We start from the raw sequence: 20334 nt of genomic DNA on the forward strand, positions 1-20334 counted from the left end.
CCACCGGGCTGTGCACGCTGCACGCGGCGTTGTCCACGTCGACCCGGCCGGCACCGCGGAACGCCGACGCGAGCACATCGAGATGATCACGCAGCTGGTGCACGGGACGGTCGTATGGAATGCCCAACTGTCCGTTGATGATCCAGTCGTGGGACACGCCGAGGCCGAGTGTGAACCGGCCGCCGCACGCGAGCGACGTCGTGAGTGCCTGCTGCGCAAGGATCATGGGATGGCGGGTCTGGATGGGAACCACCGCGGTGCCGAGTTCGATCGTCGTGGTGGCCTGTCCCAGCAGCGTCAGCGCCGTCATCGCGTCGAGATAGCCGGGCACCTGGGGGAACCAGAACGAGCTGAACCCGGCGGCATCGGCCGCGGCGCCGTCGGTCAGCAGTCCGGTCAGTCGCTTGTCGCGCGGACGTTCCCTGTCGGAGCCGACCATCAGCCCGATACGCATGGCGCTCCTTCGTCACGGCGGCTACGGCACATGGTCACGGCACATGGATGTCCCACTTGTGCGGTACGACGGGATGGAACGGGGCGGCGAAGAGCGGTTCGATCACGCCGTCGCTCCAGCGCTCGTCGAGCACCGGGCGCAGCCGTTCGGCGGTCTGCACCGGATCCTCGTCGAGGAAGCAGTACGAAATCGTCTGTCCCGCCGGTGCGCTCGCCAGGCGCGGCTCTACCGGCAGCGACGTCGCCGACCACACGCCGGCGACGCCGTCGACGTCGAGCAGATCCGCCGGCGACGATGCGGCCGATTCGAGTAGCAGGTAGACCCCTCGCACCGGCCACCACGGCAACACGTCGGAGCCGACCTTGATGCGCGGTGCCGCCGCTTTTGCGTCGACGGCGTAGACGCCGCGTTCCACCGGCGGCAGCAGCGGCAGCTTGCGGCCGGCGTCGCCCAGAGCCCTGGACAGTGCCAGGAACGGCTCCATCCCGGCGGGATCGGTGAAGAAGTAGGTCATCACGTGGTCGATCTCGTCGTAGCGGTCACGACTGCATGCACGCACGGACCGACACGCCGGAGTCGACACCAGCCGCAACGACGCCCGCACCGCGGAAAGCCGGTGCTGCTCCGGGCGGTGGTCGAGGGTGTGCCAGCGCAGGTAGTCGGCATCGGCACCCTCGGGGTGGCGCCGTGCCATGGACACGAACAGCGTCGTGATGTCCCCGCCGCCTTCGGCGAGCACATCGGCCGTGTCGTCGGAGGGTGTGCCGGGCAACTGCATCTCGGGTCCCTTCAGTCGGCCGTGGCGCGTAGCAGCTCGGGGTGCCGCGCCTCGATCATCCGCCGGAACCCCTCGCGCCAAGAGACTTTTGTCCGGCCCAGTACCTCGTGCATGTAGGTGACGTCGGGCCACAACGGGGTGTGCGCGTCGCTGGTGTACTCGAATATCGGCTCGACACCCACCAGCTCACCCATGAACGCGCAGTACTCCTCGACGCTGACCGTCTCGCTGCCCGCCCAGTTCACCACGACGGGAGGGGTGGCCGCGACCTCCATGGCCCGCACGCCGAGATCGACGTAGTCGTCCTCGTAGATCGGGTTGTAGTTGTTGGGTTTGTCGGGGTGGAGCCGAATCGGCTTTCCCGTCAGCATCATCGCCAACCGGTCCGCGGGGGCACCGCCCTGCGGACCGTAGGTGGAACAGATCCGGATGATGGTCACCGGGATGTCGTACTGCTTTGCGACCCACGTGCAGACCGCCTCCGCGGCGATCTTGGAGAAGCTGTAGTTGGCGCGCAGCGGCACGCCGGGCGGGTCGGATTCCCGCAGGGGGCGCCCACTCTGGTAGCCGTAGACCGAACCGGTGGAACAGAACACGAAACCTTTGGCGATGCGGCAGTGGTAGAGCAGGTCACCGGACTTCTGCGCGTTGGTGTCGACGCAGTGGGCCCACTCACCGCCGCCGGTGTCCACCGCGGCGTGGAACACGTAGGTGAAGTCAGAAGGGAGGATGGAGAAGTCGCCGGCACTCACGTCCAGCGCGACCGGGATGATGCCGGCGTCGGTCAGCTTGTCCCGGTCGGCAGGTTCTCTCATCCGAGCGGCACCCCACACTTCGTTGTTCTTCGCGAGCGCGCGTGCGAGGGGAAAGGCGATCTTGCCGGTGGCGCCGGTGATGAGGATCTTCTCTGCATCGAGCATCCGCTCAGTCTTAGCGCATCGAACCCAAAATGTTAAGTACTTGATAACCTGGGCTGCGTGCAGCTGACGTTCGTCGCCGACGTCGAGCCCTTCCGTGCGGAATACACGCAGTTCCTCGACGACCACCTGCCCGCGGAAGCGGAGGCGGCGAGCGAAGCATCCCGGTCGACGTCGCACGTGCCGGAGTGGGCGCGGCGCTGGCAGCAGGTGCAGTTCGACCACGGCTGGCTGCTGCCGGGAAACCCGCCCGAGTTCGGCGGACGCAACGCCGGCATCCTGGAGCAATTCGTCCACCGCGAGGAACTGTCGCGCCGTCGCATCTACCACGCGTTCAACCCGCAGGGCGTCGGCATCATCGCCGCTTCGCTGCTGTCGTTCGGCACCGAGGAGCAGAAGCGCAACTGGGCGGTCCCGATTCTCCGCGCCGAGATGACCGCCTCGCTCGGCATGAGCGAACCGGGCGCGGGTTCGGACCTGGCCGGTCTGCGCACCACGGCGACGGTCGACGCCGAAGGCTTCGTCGTCAACGGCCAGAAGGTGTGGACCTCGGGAGCCCACGACGCCGACGTGATCCTCGCCTTCGTCAGAACCGACCCGAAGGCGCCCAAGCACAAGGGAATCAGCGCGTTACTCATCCCGACCGAGAGCGCGGGTGTGACGTGCCGGCCGTTCGCCTCGGTGCATGACCGCGACGGTCTGGACTTCAACGAGGTGTTCTTCAGTGACGTTCGCGTGCCCGCTGAAAACCTGGTGGGACCGCTCCACGAAGGGTGGCGGGTGGCCAACGGATCCCTGGGCCACGAACGGACGTTGATGTGGCTGTCGTTCGCCACTCGGCTGGAACAACTGCTCGAGGATTTCCGGCCCGTCGGTGCGGTGAACCGCGACCGCTACGCCAGCATCGTCATGGACTACCAGGCGCTGCGGCTGCTCGGTTCAGCGGCGCTCGGACAGGCTGCCCGGGGGGAGCGCGACGTCCCCGCCGTCTCGGTGCTCAAGGTGCTCGGTTCCGAGGCCGAGCAGAACGCGATGCGACACGCGCTCGACGCGGCGGGTGTCGACGGACTGCTCGACCCGGCGCTGACGGCTCCGTACAACCCTTACGCGCCAGCCATTTTCACTGCCGGCCGGTTCGCGCGATACATCAGCACCTACGCGGGCACCATTGCCGGCGGCACATCGGAGATCCAGCGCAACATCATCGCCCAGCGCGTGCTCGGCCTGCCTGCGCGCTGATGGCTCGCCCTGCGGGTCAGCGCTCCGACGCGACGGATTGTGCTCCCGCGCGCCGGGTCAGGTAGTCGATCTGAAGGTAGATCGCGTAGAGCACCAGCGGTGGCAGCACGATGAACGGCACGTTCTCGGCGATGAACTTGAAGCCAAGGCCGTATCCGGCCTGGCCGATGTTCTCGAAACCGGCGCCCACCTCGGACAGGAAGTACACCGCCGTGCTGCTCATCAGGACAGCGCAGCCGGCGAATGCACCCCAGAGGCAACGGATCCGGGACTCTGTTGGCAGATCCACCTTGATCAACCTCGTCCACATGACGAACACGATGACGCCAGTGATCACGCCGACCACCTCGAGCGCGAAGATCCACGGGTTCCCGCTCACATAGCGGGTGTCGGCGAGCGCGTACTGCCACCACAGCCACTTCCAGCCGGGGTCCGTCGTCGGCGTCCACCAGCCGAGCGGATGGCCGATCAGGAACATCAACTCGTAACCGATCTGGCTGCATGCCGTGTAGGGCAGATAGAACAGCGTGAGCTCCGCCGCCTTGTCGAGCCGGGTTCGGTTCTCGCCCGGTGCGTCCCACAGGATGACCAGTGGAACCAGGATCACCGGCACACCGAAGAGCAGATTGGCGATGACGTCGGCGGTGAAGCTCGGCGCGATGAGCCCGAACTGCACACCGATCGTCATCCCCAAGAACACCACCCCGGTCAGCAGCCCGACCCCGAGATAGATCCGTCCCCGGTGCGGCGCGACCGGACGGGCGAAGTTCGGTTCGCGGATCTCCAGTGTCGTCATAGTGTCACGCTCCTGTTCCGGCGGCTGCGGTAGCCGGATCCTGGCTGTCCGCAATGGATATCGATTTGGTATCGGTGTAGCCGTCGATGCCCTCGGAGCCGAGTTCTCGCCCGTATCCGCTGTTCTTCACCCCGCCGAACGGGGCGAACGGGTCCATCGTGTAGCCCTGGTTGACGCCGAACGTGCCGGTGCGGATCGCCGCGGCGACGGCCAGTCCGCGGTCGAGGTCTGCGGTGAACACTGATCCGGCCAAGCCGTAGTCCGAGTCGTTGGCGATGGCCACCGCCTCGGCCTGGTCGTCGTAGGCGATGACAGTCAGCACCGGGCCGAAGATCTCCTCGCGGGCGATGGCCATCGAGTTGTCCGCCTGGTCGAACAGGGTCGGCTTGACGTACCACCCCCGATCGCAGCCGTCGGGCATGCCGCTGCCGCCGGTCACGATCCGGGCGCCGTCGCGGACGCCCTTGCCGAGGTAACCGGCGACCCGCTGCTGCTGCCGCTGCGCGACCAGAGGCCCGACCTGAGTGCCGGTGTCGGTCGGGTCCCCGACCACCAGCGAACTCACCTCGGCCGCCAGCGCGTCGGTGAATTCCGCTGCGCGGGTTCGCGGCACGAGGATGCGTGTCAGCGCGTTGCAGATCTGGCCGCTGTTGCTCAGGCTGGCCGAGCGCACGCCGGTCGCGACGGTGGTCGGATCCGCGTCGTCGAGCACGATCGCGGCGGATTTGCCGCCGAGTTCGAGGCTGACCGGGCGCAGGTCGGCGGCGCAGGCCGTGGCGACAGCTCGGCCCGCGGCCGTCGAACCGGTGAACGACACCTTGTCCACGCCCGGGTGTCTGACCAGATGGTCGCCGACGGCACCGTCGCCGGGCAGCACGCTCACGACGCCGGGCGGCAGCCCTGATTCGGCGATCAGTTCGGCGAGCAGCAGCGCGTTGAGCGGCGACTCGGGTGCCGGCTTGAGGATCACGGTGCACCCGGCGAGGAACGCGGGGACCAGCTTCGTGACGATCAGGAACTGCGGCATGTTCCACGGGACGATGGCCGCGACGACGCCGACCGGCTGGCGCAGGATCGTGATGTCGGACCCGTAGCGCCCGGGCCGCGCCTCCTGCCATGGATACGACTGCGCCACATCGCAGAACGCGTTCATCATCGTCCAGGGAAGCGCTACCTGCGCCCGCTGCGCGAAGCTGATCGGCGCGCCGATCTCCGAGGTGATCAGTGCTGCCATGTCGGCCCGGCGGCCACCGTAGATCTCGGCGAGTCCGCGCACCGCGTCGATGCGTTCGGCGGGGGCGGTCCTGGGCCACGGGCCGTCGTCGAACGCGGTTCGTGCGGACTGCACCGCCAGGTCCACGTCGGCAGGTGCCGCGGCGGCCACCTGCGCTACGCGCATCTCGGTGTGGGGCGACACGATCTCGATGCGCTGATCGGTGCTGGGCGTGCGCCATGCACCGCCGATGAACAGCTCGTCGTAGCGCACGCCGCCTGACTCCGTCCTGACGTTTCGTTTAATATCAACTACTTGCGATAGCTTGCCGAAGCATATACCGTCGACGGTGCCGTCTCCTCCGAAATGGCGAAAAGGCAGCTGCGCGTGCTTGTTTGCCTGAGAGACTCGTCCCGGCGCTTCGCGAGCGGGCGGCCCCGGCAGTGATTGCAGTCAACAGGAGACGACGATGGCCCGATTTCCGAAACCGCCAGAAGGCAGCTGGACTCAGCACTACCCGCAGCTGGGGACGGGGCCGGTGTCCTACGAGGACTCGATCGACCCGGAGTTCTACGAGGTCGAACGCAAGGCGGTCTTCAAGCGCGCATGGCTGAATGTGGGCCGCGTCGAGCAGATCCCGCGCAAGGGCAGCTACTTCACCAAGGAACTCAAGGTCGCCAACACCTCGATCATCGTGGTGCGGACAACGAGCGGCGAGGTGAAGGCGTACCACAACATCTGCAGGCACCGCGGCAACAAACTGGTGTGGAACGACATGCCGCTCGAGGAGACCAGCGGCGTCTGCCGGCAGTTCACCTGCAAGTACCACGCATGGCGCTACGACCTGGACGGCAACCTGACGTTCGTGCAGCAGGAGGGCGAGTTCTTCGATCTCGACAAGAGCCGCTACGGCCTGGTCGGGGTGCACTGCGACGTCTGGGAAGGCTTCATCTTCGTCAACTTCGCACCAGAACCGGAGCAGACGCTGCGGGAATTTCTCGGGCCGATGATCACCGGTCTCGAAGGCTATCCGTTCGACAAGATGACCTCGCGCTTCTACTACCGGTCCGAGGTCAAGGCCAACTGGAAGCTCTACATGGACGCGTTCCAGGAGTTCTACCATGCACCGGTACTGCATGCGAACCAGTCGCCGACCGCCTACTCGAAGGCCGCCGCGGAAGCCGGATTCGAGGCGCCGCACTACCGCATCGAAGGGCCGCACCGCCTGGTGAGCACCTCAGGTGTGCGGGCCTGGGAGATGCCCGACGAGATGCGCAAGCCGATCGAGGACATCTGCCAGAGCGGGCTCTTCGGACCCTGGGACAAGCCGGATCTGGGGGAGATGCCGGCCGGCCTCAACCCGGCGAAGTGTGATCCGTGGGGCCTGGACTCTTTCCAGCTGTTCCCGAACTTCGTCATTCTGTTCTGGGGGCAGGGCTGGTACCTGACCTACCACTACTGGCCGACCTCGCACAACACCCACATCTTCGAGGGGACCGTGTACTTCCCGCAGCCGCGCACCCCGCGGGAACGCATCGCCCAGGAACTGGCCGCGGTGTCGTTCAAGGAGTACGGGCTGCAGGACGCCAACACTCTGGAGGCCACCCAGACGATGGTCGAGTCGCGCGTGCTCGAGGACTTCGTGCTCTGCGATCAGGAGGTGCTGATCCGCCACCTGCACAAGGAGACCGCCGCGTGGGTCGAGGACTACCAGCAAAAGACCCAGCACGTCGGACAGGGGGCGTGACCGTGGCCGACACCGTGACAGCCGAACTGCCGCCCGAATTCGCCGACCTGGAGCAGTATTCCGACTGGTGTCTCGGCACCGAGCAGGAGCGGTACGCCAAACGCCTCGGCACGTCGATGCGGGAGATGCAGGCCTTCTACGATGCGATCACCGCGCGCGCCGAGGAGGCGATCTCCTACTGCGACAAGTTCAGCCTCGAGGATCTGCCCGACGACGTACTCAACCTGATGCACCTGCTGTACTCGATGATCCAGGTGTCGTTCCCGGTCGAGTGCTGGAAGCAGCCGAAGGTGCCCGACTCGGGAGCGACCACGCTCGACTGCGTCGCCGAACCGATTCCGTGACCGACCACGGCCCGTCCGATACGGCATCGGGTCCGGCGACCACCGTCCTGCGGGCGGCACGCTGGGCCGACGTCGAGGCCGGCGAGGTGCGCTCACCCGCGGTGGTGGTGATCGAGGGCAACCGGATCACCGGGGTGAATCCTGCTGTGATTCCGGAGAATCCGGCCCAGGACATCGATCTGGGCGACGTCACGCTGCTGCCCGGGCTGATGGACATGGAGCTCAACCTGCTCATCGGTGGGCCCGGTGGTCCTGAGGGGCTACCCAGCCCGATGCACGGTGTGCAGGACGACCCCGCATATCGAACGCTGCGGGGTGCGGTCAACGCGCGCACCACGCTCGAGGCCGGCTTCACGACCGTGCGCAACCTGGGTCTGATGGTCAAGACCGGCGGCTATCTGCTGGACGTGGCGCTACAGCGCGCGATCGACCAGGGCTGGCACGTCGGTCCGCGGATCGTCCCGGCGGGGCATGCGGTGACGCCCTATGGCGGGCACCTCGACCCCACGGTGTTCCAGCGCCTCGCCCCCGGCATCATGCCGCTGTCGGTAGCCGAGGGAATCGCCAACGGCGTCGACGACGTGCGAACCTGTGTGCGCTATCAGGTCCGGCACGGCGCCAAGCTCATCAAGGTGTCGGCGTCGGGCGGGGTGATGTCACACAGCACTGCGCCCGGCGCGCAGCAGTACTCGGATGACGAGTTCGCGGCCATCGCCGACGAAGCGCATCGAGCCGGTGTGCGGGTGGCCGCGCACGCGGTGGGGGACAGCGCGATTCGGGCGTGCATCCGGGCCGGCATCGACTGTATCGAGCACGGCTTCCTCGCGACCGACGACACGATTCAGATGATGGTCGACCATGGCACGTTTCTGGTGTCGACCACCTACCTCACCGAGGCCATGGCGGTCGACCGCATCGCACCCGAGTTGCGAAAGAAGGCCGAGGAGGTCTTTCCCCGGGCGCAGGCGATGCTGCCGAAGGCGATCGCGGCGGGGGTGCGGATCGCCTGTGGAACCGACGCGCCCGCCGTGCCGCACGGGCAGAACGCCAAGGAGTTGTGCGCACTGGTGGCACGGGGCATGACTCCGATGCAGGCGTTGCGGGCGGCGACGATCACCAGTGCCGAGCTCATCGACGCCGATGACGAGCTCGGCCGGCTGGCGCCGGGCTACCTCGCCGACATCATCGCGGTGGCGGGCGATCCGTCGCAGGACATCGCCGCCACCCTCGACGTGAGATTCGTGATGAAGGACGGCGCGATCTACAAGCACTAACGTCACAGGTGTGGAGGCGCACATGAACAGCGACGCGGAGCCGGGTATCGAGCTCACCGACAACATCTTGTGGCTGCTCAAGCAGGCCTTCTACTTCACGCTGACCACGGTGAACGAGTCGGTCAGCGAGCACGGCGTGAGCACCGCCCAGATCGGTGTGCTGCGGCAGCTGTCCAACGAGCCGGGACTCTCCGGGGCCGAGCTCGCACGCCGTCTGCTGATCAGCCCGCAGGGTGTGCAACTCGCCCTGACCGCGCTCGAGCGACGGAATCTGGTCCAGCGCAAGCAGGACCCACAGCACGGCCGGATCCTGCAGGCGTACCTCACCGACCAGGGGCGCAAGGTCGCGGGCGCCGTGGTCCAGGACGCGATCGCCGCTCACGACAAGGTCTTCGGTGTCCTGAGCAAGGACGAGCAGAAGACACTGCGCGAGCTGCTGGGCAGGGTGGTCGAGCAGGGGACCGGTCACGAGCTGTTCGCAGACCACGTCGACAACTGACGTAGACCCATCCGTTGAATCCTGGGCATGACAAGTACTTGAGAACAATGACAAGTACTTGATATCATTGCCGGGATGGCCGAGGAGAGCACCACCGACGGATTCGCACCGCTGCGCGTCAAGCGCGTCGTGCGGGAGACCTCCGACGCGGTGTCTCTCGTGCTGGATGTGCCCGAGCACTGCTCGAAGCAGTTCCGCTACAAGGCCGGTCAGTTCCTGACCGTGCGGGTCACCGTCGACGGCAGGGACCTGCGCCGCTGCTACTCGATGTCGTCGGCTCCGGTCGAGGACGAGCTGCAGATCACCGTCAAACGAGATCCCGGCGGCGTGGTGTCGAACTGGCTCAACGACTCCGCCGTCGCGGGTACCGCGCTGCATGCCGCCCCGCCGGACGGCAAGTTCGTCCTGCCGGAGTGCGATTCCGCGGCCGATCTGGTCGCGTTCGCGGGCGGCAGCGGCATCACGCCGATCATGTCGCTGGTACGTACGGTACTGGCCGATTCGTCGCGACGCGTCAAGCTCTTCTACGCCAACCGTGCTCGCGACTCGGTCATCTTCTCCGAGCAGCTGGCCCGCCTCGCCGACGCCAACGCCGACCGGTTGGTCGTCGAGCATCACTATGACGAGGACGGCGGCGTCGTGGCACCGGCGGCCGTCGGACAGTTCGCCGCGGGTGCGGCGGACGCGGACTTCTACATCTGTGGGCCCGCACCGTTCATGGCGACGGTGGAAAGTGCGTTGCGGTCAGCCGACGTCCCCGAGAAGCGGCTCCACCTCGAGCGCTTCACCGTGGCCGAGGTCGCACCGGAGGTGCTCCTCGACGGCGCGGACGTCACCGAAGAGGTTGTCATCGAACTCGATCGTCGTGTGACGACGGCGAGCTACCGCCAGGGCGACACGTTGCTGCAGACCGCACGGATGTCCGGGCTGCGCGCCCCGTCGTCGTGCGAAACCGGTTCGTGCGGAACGTGTATGGCGCGCATCGTCGAAGGCAGTGCGCGCATGCTGAACAACGATGCGCTGGAGGCCGACGAGGTCGAGGAAGGCTGGGTGCTGACCTGTCAGACGCTGCCCACCAGCCGCAGGGTCCGTGTGGTCTATGAGTAGGAGCTCGAGGGTGATGGAGTGCAGCAGATGAGCCGCGTGGCGGTGGTGACCGGCGGTGCTTCCGGCATGGGTGAGTCGAGCTGCCATGAGCTCGCCCGACGGGGGCACAAGGTCGCGGTCCTGGATCTCAACGGCGCAGCGGCACAACGGGTGGCAGAGGAGTTGCGTGCCGACGGTGCGGCCGCGCTCGGGGTCGCAGCCGACGTGACCGACCGGGCCGCGGTCGAGGACGCCTTCGCCAAGGTACGCACCGAGCTGGGGCCGGTGCACATCCTGGTGACCAGTGCCGGACTGGTGGACTTCGCACCGTTCGTCGACATCTCGCCGCAGACCTGGCAGCGGCTCATCGACGTCAACCTCAATGGCACCTTCCACTGCGCGCAGGTCGCGGTGCCCGACATGCTGGAAGCCGGGTGGGGCCGCATTGTGATGATCTCGTCGTCGAGCGCGCAACGCGGCTCGCCGGGGATGGCGCACTACGCGGCCTCCAAAGGTGCCTTGATCTCGCTGACAAAATCGCTTGCCCGGGAGTACGGCCCGGTGGGCATCACGGTCAACAACATCCCGCCGTCGGGCATCGAGACGCCGATGCAGCACCAGTCCCAGGCCGAAGGGCATCTACCGCCCAACGAGCAGATGGCTGCCAGCATCCCGGTCGGTCATCTCGGCACCGGCGAGGACATCGCCGCCGCGGTCGGGTTCCTGTGCTCCGAAGAGGCGGGCTTCATCACCGGTCAGACCCTCGGCGTCAACGGCGGATCGGTGATGTGACGTGAAACGCGCAGACGTCAGCCGAACGGAAAGCTCACGACGACAGGGAGGTTCACATGGCTCGGTGGCCTAAGCCGCAAGAGGGCAGCTGGACGCAACACTATCCCGAGCTCGGGACGGGGCCGGTGTCGTTCCGCGACTCGACGTCGCAGGAATTCTACGAGCTCGAGCGCGAGGCGATCTTCAAACGCGCGTGGCTCAACGTCGCTCGGGTCGAGGAGCTCCCGCGCGTCGGGAGCTACCTGACGAAAGAGATCGAGGTGGCGAACACGTCGGTCATCGTCGTCAAGGGCCGCGACGAGCAGATCCGCGCCTTCCACAACATCTGTCGCCACCGTGGAAACAAACTGGTCTGGAACGATTTTCCGAACGAGGAGGTCAAAGGCACCTGTCGCCAGTTCACCTGCAAGTACCACGGGTGGCGTTACGGCCTCGACGGCGAACTGAAGTTCGTTCAGCAGGCAGGGGAGTTCTTCGATCTCGACGAGCGGCAGTACGGGTTGAGCCCGGTGCACTGCGACGTCTGGAACGGCTTCGTCTTCATCAACCTCGACCGGGAGCCGCGCCAGAGCCTGCGCGAGTTCCTCGGGCCGATGATCACCGCGCTGGACGACTATCCGTTCGAGAAGATGACGGAGCGTTACGATTTCGTCGCGCACAACAACAGCAACTGGAAGATCTTCGCCGACGCGTTCCAGGAGTACTACCACGTGCCGTCGCTGCACGCGCAGCAGGTGCCGACCGAGGTGCGCCAGCCCAACGCGACCTTCGAGTGCGGGCACTTCCAGATCGACGGGCCGCACCGCCTGGTGTCCACCGCGGGAACCCGACGCTGGTTGCTCGCGCCGGAGTACATGTACCCGGTCGAACGGGCGACGCAGAGCGGACTCGTAGGGCCGTGGCGTACCCCGGAAACTCACCAGTCGGCGGGGCTGAACCCCGGCAACATCGAACCGTGGGGGATCACCAACTTTCAGATCTTCCCGAACCTGGAGATCCTGATCTACCACGGCTGGTACCTGCTGTACCGCTACTGGCCGACGTCGCACAACACGCACAAGTTCGAGGCGTACAACGCATTTCACCCGGCGACCACGGTGCGGGAACGCGTCGAGCACGAGGTCGCCTCGGTCGTGCTCAAGGAGTTCGCGCTGCAGGACGCCGGAATGCTGGGCGGCACCCAGGCCGCACTGGAGTACGGCCTGGACGAGCCGATAGTCGACGATTTCCCGCTCAACGACCAGGAGATCCTGGTACGCCACCTGCACAAGGTCGCCGTCGACTGGGTCCAGGAGTACAAGACCGAGCATCACCCGGTGGGGGTGTGACCGTGTCAGGCAAGCGACTGCCCACCACGTTCGTCGAACTGGAACTGTTCGCCGACAAGTGGTGTCTGGCAACAGAACCCGAGCGGTGGGAGACCCGGCTCAGCACACCGATGCCGGAGATCCACCAGTTCTACGACACGTTCTCGCCTCGCTTCGAGGAGGCGATCGACTACTGCGACAAGTTCGGCCTCGACGATCTTCCCGACGACGTGCTGAACCTGCTTCACCTGATCTACTCGATGATCATGGTGTCGATGGCCGTCGAGGTCTTCGGTACGCAGAAACCCGCCGACTCCGCCGACGCCGTCATCGACCGCGTCAGTGCGCCGGTCCCGTGATCTCCCCTTCGACCAACGCAATCGGGAAAGGACGGGCGATGAGCCTGCTCACGATCAACAAACTGACCGAATCGGTCGGCGCCGAAGTGGTCGGCGTCGACCCGGACCGCCTCGTGAACGACGACTCGCTCGCCGACGCCGTTCTCGACGCGCTCGAACGCAACGGGGTCCTGGTCTTCCCCGACCTGGGCCTCGATCCCGAGGCGCAGGTGGCGTTCTGCACACGACTTGGCGAGGTGGACCACTCCTCGGACGGGCACCATCCGGTCGCGGGTATCTACCCGATCACCCTCGACAAGTCGAAGAACGCGTCCGCGGCCTATCTGCGCGCCACGTTCGACTGGCATATCGACGGTTGCACGCCCACCGGCGACGAGTGCCCGCAGAAGGCCACCGTGCTGTCCGCCAAGCAGGTGGCCGAACGGGGCGGCGAGACGGAGTTCGCCAACTCCTACGCCGCTTACGACGCGTTCAGCGACGAGGAGAAGGCGCGGTTCGGGGCGCTGCGGGTGGTGCACTCACTGGAGGCGTCGCAGAGTCGGGTCAACCCGAACCCGTCGCCGGAGGAACTCGCGCGCTGGCGGTCTCGGCCGACACACGAACATCCACTGGTGTGGACGCACCGCAGCGGCCGCAAGTCGCTGGTCCTCGGGGCCTCGGCGCACTACGTCGTCGGGATGGATCGCGACGAGGGACAGGCGCTGCTGGCCGAGTTGCTCGATCGCGCCACCCGACCGCATCTGGTGTACAGCCACCGGTGGTCGGTCGGGGACACCGTCATCTGGGACAACAACGGTGTCCTGCACCGGGCGGCGCCTTATGATCCCGATTCGCCGCGGGAGATGTTGCGTACCACTGTGCTCGGCGACGAACCGATCCAATAGAGATGACGTCCACCCCCCGCCTGGACCCACTGCCCGCCGACGCCTGGGACGACGGCGTCCGTGACGCGGTGCGCCCGTTGCTGCCCGTCGAGCGGGCCAACCCCCGCGACGCCGGCAACGTGGTGAGCACTCTGGTCCGCAATCCGGGACTCACGCGCGCGTACCTCGAGTTCAATGCGCACCTGCTGCTGCGCTCGACGGTGTCCCCCCGGGTGCGCGAGGTGGCGGTGCTGCGTGCGGTGCACCTACGCCGGTCGCAGTATCTGTGGGACCACCACGTGCCCATCGCCGAGCGGGCCGGCCTCACACCCGAGGAGATCGAGGCCGTCCGCGGCGGTGAGGTCACCGATCCGGTCGACGGGCTCGTCGTGCGCCTCGTTGACGAAGTCGACGAGTCCAGCACGCTCACCGACGCCACATGGTCCCAGCTGCAGCAGCATTTCGACGAGCAACAGATCCTGGATCTGCTGTTCACGGTCGGGTGCTATCAACTGCTGGCCGTCACAGTGAACGTCCTGGGCGTCCAGCCGGAAGGGCACTGAGGCCGGTCTTCGTTGACGGCACGCAGCCAGTGTGAAAACCTGATACCCAGGAATGAGAATCACGTTCTCGTGGCGAGAGATCGTCGGAGCGGAGCAGGCATGGCGGAAGACCTCACCACAGTCGACTTTTTCAGAGACAGTCGGCTGACGGACGACCCGTACACGTTCTACGAGGCACTGCGGAACAAGTGCCCCGTCAGCCGGGAGGACCATTACGGCGTCACGATGATCACCGGCTGGCAGGAGGCCGTCGACGTCTACAACGACTCCGAGACCTTCTCGTCGTGCATCTCGGTGACCGGGCCGTTCCCCGGCTTTCCGGTGTCTCTGGAGGGCAGGGAGAACGACGACCTGACCGACCTGATCGTCGAGCACCGCGACGAGATCCCGTTCAGCGACCAGCTGCCGACGCTGGATCCGCCGACGCACACCAATCACCGCGCCCTGCTGATGCGGCTGATCACGCCCAAGCGCCTCAAGGAGAACGAGGACGCGATGTGGGGTCTCGCCGACGACATCCTCGACGATTTCCTGGCGCCTGGTGAAGGCGAGTTCATCAAGGGCTTCGCGGGCCCCTTCACGTTGCGCATCATCGCCGACCTTCTCGGCGTGCCCGAAGAGGACCGCGCCGACCTCCTCGAGCGGCTCGCTCGCGGCACGCACGGCAGCGCGGTCGGCAACGCCGAGAAGGCGATGAACAAGACGCCGCTGGAGCACCTCTACGAAGTGTTCGCCACCTATGTCGAGGAGCGTCGCGCCGAACCGCGTGACGACGTGCTGACCGGACTGGCGACGGCGACGTTCCCCGATGGCACCATGCCCGAGGTCGGCGATGTCGTGCGCGTGGCCACCAATGTCTTCTCCGCCGGACAGGAGACGACGGTGCGGCTGCTCAGCACCGCGCTGAAGGTGTTGGGGGACCGCCCCGACATCCAGGCCAGACTGCGCGAGGACCGCAGCCTGCTGGGCAACTTCATCGAGGAATGCCTGCGTATCGAGAGCCCGGTGAAGGGCGACTTCCGGTTGTCGCGGTGCCCGACGACCGTCGGTGACCAGACGCTGGGTGCCGGCTCGACGGTGATGGTGATCAACGGCGCCGCGAACCGCGACCCGCGCCGCTTCGAGGACCCGGACAGCTTCGATCCCGAGCGCAAGAACGCGCGTCAGCACCTGGCGTTCGGACGGGGGATCCACAGCTGCCCGGGTGCGCCGCTGGCCCGCGCGGAGACCCGCGTCGGCCTGGAACGACTGCTCGACCGGACGACCGACATCCGGATCTCGGAGAGCAAGCACGGTCCGGTGGGCGACAGGCGCTACCAGTACATCCCGACGTACATCCTGCGCGGGCTGACCGAGCTGCACTTGGAGTTCGACCTCAGATGAAGGTCACGGTCGACGAAGACCGCTGCGCCGGCCACGGCATGTGCCTGACGCTGTGCCCCGAGGTTTTCGAAATGAGTGACGACGGTTGGGCGGTCGCGGATCCCGGGGACGTGCCCGCGGGGCTCGAGGCCGCCGCCCGCGAGGCCATCGACAACTGTCCCGAGCACGCTATACGCGAAATCAGTTGACATACAAGGAGATACGGTAAGTGGCCAAAGGTTACGTGATCATCACCGAGGACATCAAGGACGCCGCCGGAATGGCCGAGTACGGCAAGCTGGCCAGCCAGACGATGGGCAACGCCAAAGTGCTCGCTTTCGGCCCCGCAGCTGAGACGCTCGAGGGGCAGTGGCACGGCACCCAGACCGTGCTTCTGGAGTTCGAATCCGTCGAGGCTGCCAAGCAGTGGTACTACTCCGACGAGTACCAGGCAGCGGCCAAGCTGCGTCAGGCGGCGGCGGACTGCAACGGGGTCATCGTCTCCGGCTTCTGAGTGGTCGGGCCCTGCTCCTCGTCCGCGGAATAGCATTCCTGGTTGTGGTTGCAGGCGAATTCACAGCCAGGAATGCTATTCCGCGGAGAAGGGCTAGTGCGGAGTGAGCGGCGCGACCGGTGTGGTCGTGGTCGCGTGCACCAGGAGTTCGGCGAGCTCGCGCGGCCGCGACAGGAACGGTGAGTGTGACGCGTCGATGGTCAACTGCTCGACGCCGAGCCTGCGGGCAACGGTATCTGCCAGCCACCGCGGCATCGAGCGGTCCTGGTCACACAGGATGAAGCTGCGGGGCAGGTCGGCCTCCCAGAACCGCGGGATCGATACCGGCGTCACCGTGGTGTCGCCGAACCGCTCCGGTCCCAGTCGATCGAACGCCCAGCGCGCGGTCGACTCGTCGCAGTCGTGGTAGAAGTACTTCCACACGCCGTCGAAGTCCGCGAAGGTCATCGCGCCGTCGGCGTCGAAGTGTAAGTGGCTCAACATCTCTCCGACGTCAGCGTCGAATTCCTCGCCGAGTTCGTCCGGGCCGTCGTCGCTGTCGCGCATCGCCATCGCCTCGGGGTAGGTGCGTCCTTCCCGGGGCAGCGCCGCGGCGAGGTACACGACGTGGCGCACCAGGTCCGGGCGTGCATCCGCGGCCAGGGTCGCGTCGAACCCGCCACCGGAATGTCCCACCAGCACGCTGCGGGTGTCACCGGCTTCCCGTAACACCGCGACGATCGCCTCGCGCCGATTGGCCAGCGTCGATTCCTGATCCAGCATTGTGCCGTGCCCCGGAAGGTCGACGGCCACGGCGTCATGCCCGAGCGATTCCAGTTCGGCGATCGTGCGCTCCCAGCACCACGCGGCGTGGAAACCACCGTGCACGAGGACGAAGCGCACTCAGCTACCTCGACACACGGACAGAGACGTGCGACCAGTCGAAGAACTTCTCGGAAAGCGGTTCGAAGACCAGCTCGGTTGCGGTCATTCGTCTTTGAGGAAGATCGCCTGGCGCGGGCATTGCCGCACGGCTTCCTTCACCTGCGCTTCGTTTTCGGGCGTCACCTCGTCCTGCAGCACATGCAGGTAGTCATCGTCGTCGAGGTCAAAAACTTCGGGGATGATGCCCATGCACACCCCGTTGCTCTCACAGAGGCCGAAGTCGACCTCGATCTTCTGAGTCATGGGCGATCCCGCTCCGCTCCTCGCCGCGTCATTCGCGATCCCGCTCCGCTCCTCGCCGCGTCATTCGCGATCCCCCTTCGCCCTCACCTCAACACCTTCACCGGCACGTGGTGGTAGCCGGCGACGTTCTGCATGTTGACGCGCTGCAGACCGTCGAAGTCGACCTCGTAGCGCGGCATGAAATCGAGCAGATGCTCGAGTGCGAGCACTGTCTCCATCCGGGCGAGCGCGGCGCCGAGACAGCTGTGAATGCCGTAGCCCAAACCGAGGTTCTGCGCCTGGAGGCGGTCGCGGGTGATGTCGAAAGTCTCGGCGTCGTCGAAGGCTCGGGGATCCCGGTTGGCGGCCGCACCCATCAGAAAGACCGGTTTGTTCGCCGGGATGGTGCCGCTGGGCAGCTCGACATCCCGCACGCTGTACCGCACGTTGTACTGCACCGGGCCGACATATCGCAGCAGTTCCTCGACGGCGTCGGGGATTCTGCTGCGGTCGTCGAGCAGCAGCTGCCACTGGTCGGGGTGCCGGGCGAATTCCACCATCGCACTGCCGACGAGCTTCGTGACGGTCTCGGCGCCCGCGCCGCCGAGCAGCGTGGTGAAGCCGGTGATCTCGATGTCGTCGAGCTTGCGCATCTCACCGTCGGGACCGGGGATCTCGGCGGCGATGAGCCGGCTGATCATGTCGTCCTGCGGGTTCTGCCTGCGCTCGACCACCAGGTTGTAGTAGTACATCCCGGAGTCGATGTTGGCCTGCATGTTGTCGTCGTCGGAGTCGATCTGGCCCGGCTTGCGATGCAGGCTCTTGTCGATCCAGTGCCGGACCTGCTGCCGGAAGTCCTCGGGCACCCCTGCCATCCGCGTGATCACCTCGACGGGGAACGGACCCGAAAAGTCCTGGACGACGTCGAAGTGCTCCGGATCGGCTTTGCCGAGATAGTGCTGAATGAGTTCGACGACGGTGTCCCGTTGTGCCTGGATCGCCCGCGGGGTGAACGCCTTGTTCAGCAGGCTGCGCATGTGCCGATGGTCCGGCGGGTCCATGAAGATGATCGACTTCTGCGGGACGTCGCCGGATCGGACCATGCCGAGGTCACATCCCCGAGCCGACGAGAACGACTCGTGGTCCTTGAACGCGGCCGCCACATCGGCGTGGCGGGTCAGTGCGTAGAAGTCCTCCCGCTCGTCGTAGTAGATCGGGGCGTCGTCACGCATCCGCTTGTAGATCTCGTACGGGTTGTCGAAGTACTCCTGGGCGACCGGGTCGAACTTCACCTGGGGCTTGGTCACTGCGTCCTCCTCGGCGCTGTCGACAGGGCCGGAAACGTTACGGAAGGCTGATTAACTGTAATGCTTCCAGTATGCGGTAGATCGTCGCCGAATTCTGCTGATTGGTCAACAGCGGACAGGCGTGTCACGACTTCGATCCGGCTTCGACCAACGCCTCGAGCCCGCCGAGGTCGCCGCCGAGTTCAGCGACGGTCTTGCGGACCACTGCGACGTCCTTGCCGATGAACTCGCCGACACGTGAGATGAAGGCGTCGGCCGACCCGGCCGCGGCGACCATGGACAGGACTCGGCTCTGCGCGCTTCCGTGGGTCAGAGCGTTCAGCAACGGACCTTCGTCGACGCCGAGGCGGGCGCCCAACCGCATGCCTTCGGCGACGAGTCCGATCTGCGCGGCGAACATGGTGTTGTTGATCAACTTCACCAACTGCCCTGCGCCCGTGGGTCCCGCGTGGAGCACCGGGTCGGCGTAGGCGCCGAGTGCCGGTTGGACCCGTGCCAGCGCGGTGTCGGAACCGCCGACGAAGACCGTGACCGTGCCCGCGGCGATGTCGTGGGGGCCGCCGCTGACGGGTGCGTCGATGACATCGACGTGGTCGAATCGTTCGGCGATGGTCCGTGCGGTCCTCGGGCTGCCGGTGGTGTGCAGGATGAGCGCTGCGCCCGTTCTCATCCGCGCCACCAGATCACCGTCCAGGCACAGCTGGCTGACCTGATCGTCGGTGAAGACACAGACGACGACGGCGTCGGCGGATTCGGCCACCGCCGCGGTGTCGGCGACCGCGTGCGCACCGAGTTCCTCGATGGCTGAGCGCTTGTCGTCGGAGCGGCCGAGCGCATGTACCTCATGGCCGGCGTCGACGAGCCGACGTACCATCGGGGCGCCCATCCGGCCGGCGCCGACAAAACCGATCTTCATCGACATCGCCTTCTCTTCGCGCGAGCGCTCATCGACTGTGCTCCATGAGCGTCAGCGCCGTGTCCGCGACGTCGAACACCGTGCCCTCAGGGGCCGACGCGTCCGCCGCGAGGCTGGCCGCGTGCCGGACGTCCTTCTGCAGCAGTGCCCCCGCGATGGGCGCCAACCCCTCGAGGGTCCCGCCGAACATCGTGATGCTGCCGACTGCCTTGCTGGTCGCCGATCCCCGATGGAGTACCTCGCAGAGCCGGTCACGCGGGATGCCGAGCGCATCACCCAACTCCAGAGTGCTCATCGCCGCCCCGAGATTCGCGCTGAACAGCAGGTTGTTCAGGATCTTCGCGACCTGACCACTGCCCAACCCGCCGAGGTGGACGATGGCATCGGAATAGGTGGCGAAGACCGGACGCACCTTCTCGACGACGTCGGCCTGGCCACCGACCATGACCATCAGCGTGCCCTGCTCGACGGCCGGAGCGCCGCCACTGACAGGGGCGTCGATGAGGGTGACGCCCTGTGCCGCAGCAATTTCCGCGAGATCGCGGCAGGTGTCGGGATGGATCGTGCTGTGGATCGCGACGATGCCGCCGGGCTCGAGTCCGGCAAGCACCCCGGCGTCGCCGGTGAGCACCTCGCGGACGTCGTCGTCGCCGACGACACACAGGCACACCAGGTCGCAGGCAGCGGCGAGCTCGGCCGGCGTGGCCGCCACCCTGGCCGCTGTGTCGGCATACGGCTCGACCGATGCGGACCTGCGTGCCCACAGCGTCAGGTCGAACCCGCCTTCGACGATCCGGCGCGCCATGGGCCCGCCCTGACTGCCCAGTCCGATGAATCCGACCTTCATGTATGTTCCTC

The 20334-nt window shown here is 66.4% G+C and carries 24 protein-coding genes; 14 read left to right on the forward strand and 10 right to left on the reverse strand.

Annotated elements, in window-relative coordinates; genetic code table 11:
- From WA965_RS12635 to WA965_RS12645, 3 genes are all read right to left on the reverse strand, one after another.
- A partial coding sequence (locus tag WA965_RS12635; protein WP_526447579.1) for an LLM class flavin-dependent oxidoreductase occupies positions 1 to 454 on the reverse strand: 454 nt, incomplete at its 3' end.
- A gap of 34 nt (positions 455 to 488) precedes the next feature.
- Positions 489 to 1232 carry a hypothetical protein gene (locus WA965_RS12640; protein ID WP_526296365.1) on the reverse strand — a complete coding sequence of 248 codons (744 nt, stop codon included), beginning with the start codon at positions 1230 to 1232 and terminating at the stop codon, positions 489 to 491.
- Between the two features lie 11 nt (positions 1233 to 1243).
- Positions 1244 to 2152 (reverse strand): NAD-dependent epimerase/dehydratase family protein, encoded by a 909-nt coding sequence (locus WA965_RS12645; RefSeq protein WP_526447581.1) that lies wholly within the window; start codon positions 2150 to 2152, stop codon positions 1244 to 1246.
- Positions 2153 to 2209: 57 nt separating this feature from the next.
- On the opposite strand from WA965_RS12645, the gene WA965_RS12650 reads away from it, so the two are divergent.
- Positions 2210 to 3388, forward strand: a complete 1179-nt coding sequence (locus WA965_RS12650) for an acyl-CoA dehydrogenase family protein (protein ID WP_526296368.1) — start codon at positions 2210 to 2212, stop codon at positions 3386 to 3388.
- 16 nt (positions 3389 to 3404) lie between these two features.
- Here the strand turns inward: WA965_RS12650 and WA965_RS12655 are convergent, their stop codons facing one another.
- Entirely contained in the window at positions 3405 to 4184 is a 780-nt protein-coding gene (locus tag WA965_RS12655; protein WP_526296370.1) for an emopamil-binding protein, read from the reverse strand.
- A 4-nt stretch (positions 4185 to 4188) separates the two neighbouring features.
- Entirely contained in the window at positions 4189 to 5670 is a 1482-nt protein-coding gene (locus WA965_RS12660) for an aldehyde dehydrogenase (RefSeq protein ID WP_526296372.1), read from the reverse strand.
- A 196-nt stretch (positions 5671 to 5866) separates the two neighbouring features.
- Here WA965_RS12660 and WA965_RS12665 point away from each other — a divergent pair, with 196 nt between their 5' ends.
- From WA965_RS12665 to WA965_RS12725, 13 genes are all read left to right on the forward strand, one after another.
- A complete protein-coding gene (locus WA965_RS12665; protein WP_526296374.1) occupies positions 5867 to 7144 on the forward strand; it encodes an aromatic ring-hydroxylating oxygenase subunit alpha in 1278 nt (425 codons plus the stop codon).
- Positions 7141 to 7488 (forward strand): hypothetical protein, encoded by a 348-nt coding sequence (locus tag WA965_RS12670; protein ID WP_526296376.1) that lies wholly within the window; start codon positions 7141 to 7143, stop codon positions 7486 to 7488. The genes WA965_RS12665 and WA965_RS12670 overlap by 4 nt, the downstream gene beginning before the upstream one ends.
- Positions 7485 to 8762: a metal-dependent hydrolase family protein gene (locus tag WA965_RS12675; RefSeq protein WP_526296378.1), complete on the forward strand. Its 1278-nt coding sequence runs from the start codon at positions 7485 to 7487 to the stop codon at positions 8760 to 8762. Before WA965_RS12670 ends, WA965_RS12675 begins: the two co-directional genes overlap by 4 nt.
- A gap of 46 nt (positions 8763 to 8808) precedes the next feature.
- Positions 8809 to 9261 carry a MarR family winged helix-turn-helix transcriptional regulator gene (locus WA965_RS12680; protein ID WP_526296488.1) on the forward strand — a complete coding sequence of 151 codons (453 nt, stop codon included), beginning with the start codon at positions 8809 to 8811 and terminating at the stop codon, positions 9259 to 9261.
- Positions 9262 to 9336: 75 nt separating this feature from the next.
- On the forward strand, positions 9337 to 10368 hold the full coding sequence (locus tag WA965_RS12685; protein WP_526296380.1) for a 2Fe-2S iron-sulfur cluster-binding protein: 1032 nt from the start codon (positions 9337 to 9339) through the stop codon (positions 10366 to 10368).
- A gap of 27 nt (positions 10369 to 10395) precedes the next feature.
- A complete protein-coding gene (locus tag WA965_RS12690; RefSeq protein ID WP_178357075.1) occupies positions 10396 to 11139 on the forward strand; it encodes an SDR family NAD(P)-dependent oxidoreductase in 744 nt (247 codons plus the stop codon).
- Positions 11140 to 11195: 56 nt separating this feature from the next.
- On the forward strand, positions 11196 to 12467 hold the full coding sequence (locus WA965_RS12695) for an aromatic ring-hydroxylating oxygenase subunit alpha (RefSeq protein WP_526296382.1): 1272 nt from the start codon (positions 11196 to 11198) through the stop codon (positions 12465 to 12467).
- A 2-nt stretch (positions 12468 to 12469) separates the two neighbouring features.
- Positions 12470 to 12805, forward strand: a complete 336-nt coding sequence (locus WA965_RS12700) for a hypothetical protein (protein ID WP_526296384.1) — start codon at positions 12470 to 12472, stop codon at positions 12803 to 12805.
- Between the two features lie 38 nt (positions 12806 to 12843).
- A complete protein-coding gene (locus tag WA965_RS12705) occupies positions 12844 to 13689 on the forward strand; it encodes a TauD/TfdA dioxygenase family protein (RefSeq protein WP_526296386.1) in 846 nt (281 codons plus the stop codon).
- Between the two features lie 2 nt (positions 13690 to 13691).
- On the forward strand, positions 13692 to 14231 hold the full coding sequence (locus WA965_RS12710; RefSeq protein WP_526296388.1) for a carboxymuconolactone decarboxylase family protein: 540 nt from the start codon (positions 13692 to 13694) through the stop codon (positions 14229 to 14231).
- Positions 14232 to 14330: 99 nt separating this feature from the next.
- Positions 14331 to 15614, forward strand: coding sequence for a cytochrome P450 (locus tag WA965_RS12715; RefSeq protein WP_526296390.1), 1284 nt, complete (start codon positions 14331 to 14333; stop codon positions 15612 to 15614).
- The gene (locus WA965_RS12720; protein WP_526296392.1) at positions 15611 to 15802 is read left to right on the forward strand and encodes a ferredoxin; all 192 of its coding nucleotides are present in this window, start codon (positions 15611 to 15613) and stop codon (positions 15800 to 15802) included. The genes WA965_RS12715 and WA965_RS12720 overlap by 4 nt, the downstream gene beginning before the upstream one ends.
- A gap of 20 nt (positions 15803 to 15822) precedes the next feature.
- Positions 15823 to 16107 (forward strand): DUF1330 domain-containing protein, encoded by a 285-nt coding sequence (locus WA965_RS12725; protein WP_526296394.1) that lies wholly within the window; start codon positions 15823 to 15825, stop codon positions 16105 to 16107.
- 93 nt (positions 16108 to 16200) lie between these two features.
- On the opposite strand, the gene WA965_RS12730 is transcribed toward WA965_RS12725, so the two are convergent.
- The 5 genes from WA965_RS12730 to WA965_RS12750 form a co-directional block, all read right to left on the reverse strand.
- Positions 16201 to 16989: an alpha/beta fold hydrolase gene (locus WA965_RS12730; protein WP_526296396.1), complete on the reverse strand. Its 789-nt coding sequence runs from the start codon at positions 16987 to 16989 to the stop codon at positions 16201 to 16203.
- 84 nt (positions 16990 to 17073) lie between these two features.
- A complete protein-coding gene (locus WA965_RS12735) occupies positions 17074 to 17274 on the reverse strand; it encodes a ferredoxin (RefSeq protein ID WP_526296398.1) in 201 nt (66 codons plus the stop codon).
- 83 nt (positions 17275 to 17357) lie between these two features.
- Entirely contained in the window at positions 17358 to 18560 is a 1203-nt protein-coding gene (locus WA965_RS12740) for a cytochrome P450 (RefSeq protein ID WP_526296400.1), read from the reverse strand.
- A gap of 124 nt (positions 18561 to 18684) precedes the next feature.
- Positions 18685 to 19476 carry an NAD(P)-dependent oxidoreductase gene (locus tag WA965_RS12745; protein WP_526296490.1) on the reverse strand — a complete coding sequence of 264 codons (792 nt, stop codon included), beginning with the start codon at positions 19474 to 19476 and terminating at the stop codon, positions 18685 to 18687.
- A gap of 28 nt (positions 19477 to 19504) precedes the next feature.
- On the reverse strand, positions 19505 to 20323 hold the full coding sequence (locus tag WA965_RS12750) for an NAD(P)-dependent oxidoreductase (RefSeq protein WP_526447583.1): 819 nt from the start codon (positions 20321 to 20323) through the stop codon (positions 19505 to 19507).
- Positions 20324 to 20334 lie beyond the last annotated feature (11 nt).

Origin of the sequence: Mycobacterium sp., assembly GCF_049683935.1 — a bacterium.
Classification (GTDB): Bacteria; Actinomycetota; Actinomycetes; order Mycobacteriales; family Mycobacteriaceae; genus Mycobacterium.